This window comes from Sulfuricurvum sp. RIFOXYD12_FULL_44_77 (assembly GCF_001830725.1).
In the GTDB taxonomy this organism is placed as follows: Bacteria; Campylobacterota; Campylobacteria; order Campylobacterales; family Sulfurimonadaceae; genus Sulfuricurvum; species Sulfuricurvum kujiense_A.
In genome coordinates this window covers 1-2,946 of sequence record NZ_MIBU01000054.1, presented here as the reverse complement: position 1 = coordinate 2,946, position 2,946 = coordinate 1, and the positions used below count along the sequence as shown (strand labels likewise).

Sequence of the window (2,946 nt, the reverse complement as noted above, 5' to 3'; positions counted from 1 at the left end):
GACAATACCGAGTGTGGTGAGAATAGAGCGCATCGCACTGCGCCGAATCTCCCGCAGAGCTAAAATAAAAGCATTCCAGATCATTGCTCAACCTTATCGATCATTCCGTCGCGAAAGTGGATTTTACGGCTGGCGAATGCCGCCATATCGATCTCATGCGTCACCATGATGACGGTAATCCCTTTATCTCGATTAAACGACTGTAACAACTCCATGACTTCGATACTTTTGGCAGTGTCGAGATTTCCGGTAGGCTCATCGGCGAGGAGTACCAGTGGATCGGTAACGATAGCACGGGCGATGGCGACACGTTGCTGTTGCCCTCCCGAGAGTTCCCCCGGAGTGTGGTGGGCGACATGCTCCAACCCTACACTTTTAAGCGCCTCGAGGGCTTTTGCTCTTCGAACATCGGCAGGAAAACCCCGATAGAGCAGGGGAAGTTCGACGTTTTCGACCGCTGAGGTTTTTCCCAGCAGGTTGAACCCCTGAAAAATAAATCCGATATAGTTGCGACGCAGCAGGGCGCGCTGATCGCGAGAGAGGGTACCGACATCGATTCCCTCAAAGAGGTATTGCCCTGTTGAGGGGGTATCGAGACAACCTATGATATTCATAGCCGTTGATTTTCCCGATCCGCTGGGTCCCATAATGGCGACGAATTCGCCGCGCGCTATTTCAAAATCGACCCCTCTTAGGGCATACGCAGCCGCTTCCCCCTCCCCGTAGGATTTGGTGACACCCTTAAAGCCGATAACCGGAGGTATGTATGTTTCCATCGTTAGTGTTCTTTGATCCCGATGATAACGTCATCGCTGGGTTTCAGGGCAGAACCCAAAATGGCGGTGGAAATTCCGTCGCTTTTACCCACTTTTACCTCTATTTTTTCAGCTTTTCCTTCCCGAAGTATCCAGAGCGCTTTTCCGTTTGTATGTGCCGATTTTTGAGCTGTTTTCTCTTTAGCATCTTTCTCTAAGGGAGGGGTAAATCGGAGTGCCGCATTAGGGACGGTGAGGGCAGAGGGCAAAACACCCGTAATGATTTGTGCCGTTGCGGTCATCCCCGGACGAAGTTGAAGGTTTTCATTTGGAACTTCGACGACGGCATCGTAAGTGACGACACCGTTAACCATAACAGAGTTCAGACGCAGCTGGGTGATAACCCCTTTAAATCGGTGATCGGGATAGGCATCGACGGTAAATGTCACCGTTTGTCTCTCTTTGACCTCGCCGATATCGGCTTCATCGACACTGACGATCACTTTCATCGTGTTTAGACTTTTTGCCATTTTAAACAAAACAGGGGTTTGCATTGCGGCAACAACCGTTTGTCCCGGTTCCACTTTGCGCTCCAGCACGATCCCATCGATAGGGGAGACGACGATCGCTTTGCGAAGATTATCCTGATGTGTTTCGAGCTCCGCACTTGCCTGTGCCGATTGGGCAATTGCGGCATCCACTCCCGCTTTGGCGGAGAGAAGTGCATTATCGGCTTCATCGACCTCTTTTTTAGAGGGGTAATTGCCCCCCGTCGAAGTGTACATTTTGTGGACACGTTCATATTCGTTTTTGGCATTGGCTAAAGTTGCCTTTGCTGCAGATATATTGGCTCTATAGCGTAGCAGTGCCGCTTCGGAGCTGGTAACGGCGGAGGAGAGTTTGGTCGTATCCAGCCGTGCCATAAGCTGCCCCTGACGCACATGATCGTTATAATCGACGAGGACATCCGTGATGGTACCCGAGACCTCTATCCCGACATCGATCGTATTGGTCGGCTCTAAATTTCCCGTTGCCGATACGGTCGTGGTCAGCTCTTTGATCACGGCGGGTGCGGTGAGATATTCGGTTTTTGAAGAGGCTTGGTTTTTTATCCAAAACCATCCCCCTCCCGCTATCATGCTCACGACAGCGGCGATAATAATATATTTTTTAAGAGGCGATTTTTTCGCAGAACCGAGTCCGAGAGTGTGGTTGATGGAGTCAGGTGTTGGATTCATAAAAGTTCCTTCGAAGGATTAAGGGCAAAATGGAGTTGTGCAAGGAGGATTTGGATATTGATCTCATTGATTGTAATCTCCAACTCTTCGATTGCTTTCGTATTTTTGAGAGTTTGCAAATCGTATCCCGTTTTGGTTCCCGCATTGACTCCTGCTTCTATGGCACGCAAAAGATCATTATAGAGGATCAGATTCTCAGAGGTGATAGCGATGCTCTCCCGATAACTTTCAATTTTTTCAATCACTTGGGCATACGCAGCATCAAGTTCCCTTTTTTTATCGGCGATCGCGGCATTCTCTTTGAGATATGTTGCTTGTGCCTCTTGGATCGTAGCGGAGGCGTTATAAGTAAGGGGCAGGGTAAGCTGTACTCCGGCACTGTAAAAATTTCCGCTGTAGCCGCTTAGCTCTTGAGGATCATATCGGCGGTACCCGACATCACCGTTGAGAGAGAGGGTGGGGAGATAGCGGCTGCCGGTTACCCCTGAGAGGTTTTTGAGGGTATCGGCTTGGGCACGGCTGTACTCTACATCCAATTGATGTTCTACAAACTGCTCTTTTCCTACGAGCTCAAAGCGGGGGAGTTGAAAGTTTTCCGGATTGATATCGCTGAGCTTTGCAATCTCATATCGTTGTTCGGCAAGAGAGTATTTGAGTGAGGCAACGCTTTTTTGCTCAACACTTTTTGCCATCAAGGCATTGTTCAGCTCCGTAATATCCACTTTTCCCGCATCGTATAACTGCCGTTTTATAAATACCTCGATCCCTTTATTTTCCAGACGTTTCCTACTTTGATCTAGTAAAACACTGTTTTTTCGGTAATTTAAAAGGGCGATGAAGAGCTGTTGATTATAGAGTGCGATATCTTTTTGCAGACGTATCGTTTCACTTTGTTTTTTGGCATCGGCATATTTGATCTGATAGGTGATTCCGCCGGAACGGAAAATATCTTG

Annotated in this window: 3 protein-coding genes; all 3 read right to left on the bottom strand. The window is 48.5% G+C overall.

Going from position 1 to position 2,946, the window contains the following annotated elements; all coding sequences use genetic code 11:
- Positions 1-80: 80 nt before the first annotated feature.
- A complete protein-coding gene (locus A2517_RS02590; protein WP_294893833.1) occupies positions 81-776 on the bottom strand; it encodes an ABC transporter ATP-binding protein in 696 nt (231 codons plus the stop codon).
- A gap of 2 nt (positions 777-778) precedes the next feature.
- A complete protein-coding gene (locus A2517_RS02585) occupies positions 779-1,993 on the bottom strand; it encodes an efflux RND transporter periplasmic adaptor subunit (protein WP_294893831.1) in 1,215 nt (404 codons plus the stop codon).
- The coding region (locus tag A2517_RS02580; protein ID WP_294893829.1) for a TolC family protein at positions 1,990-2,946 on the bottom strand (957 nt) is incomplete at its 5' end. The genes A2517_RS02580 and A2517_RS02585, both read right to left, overlap by 4 nt.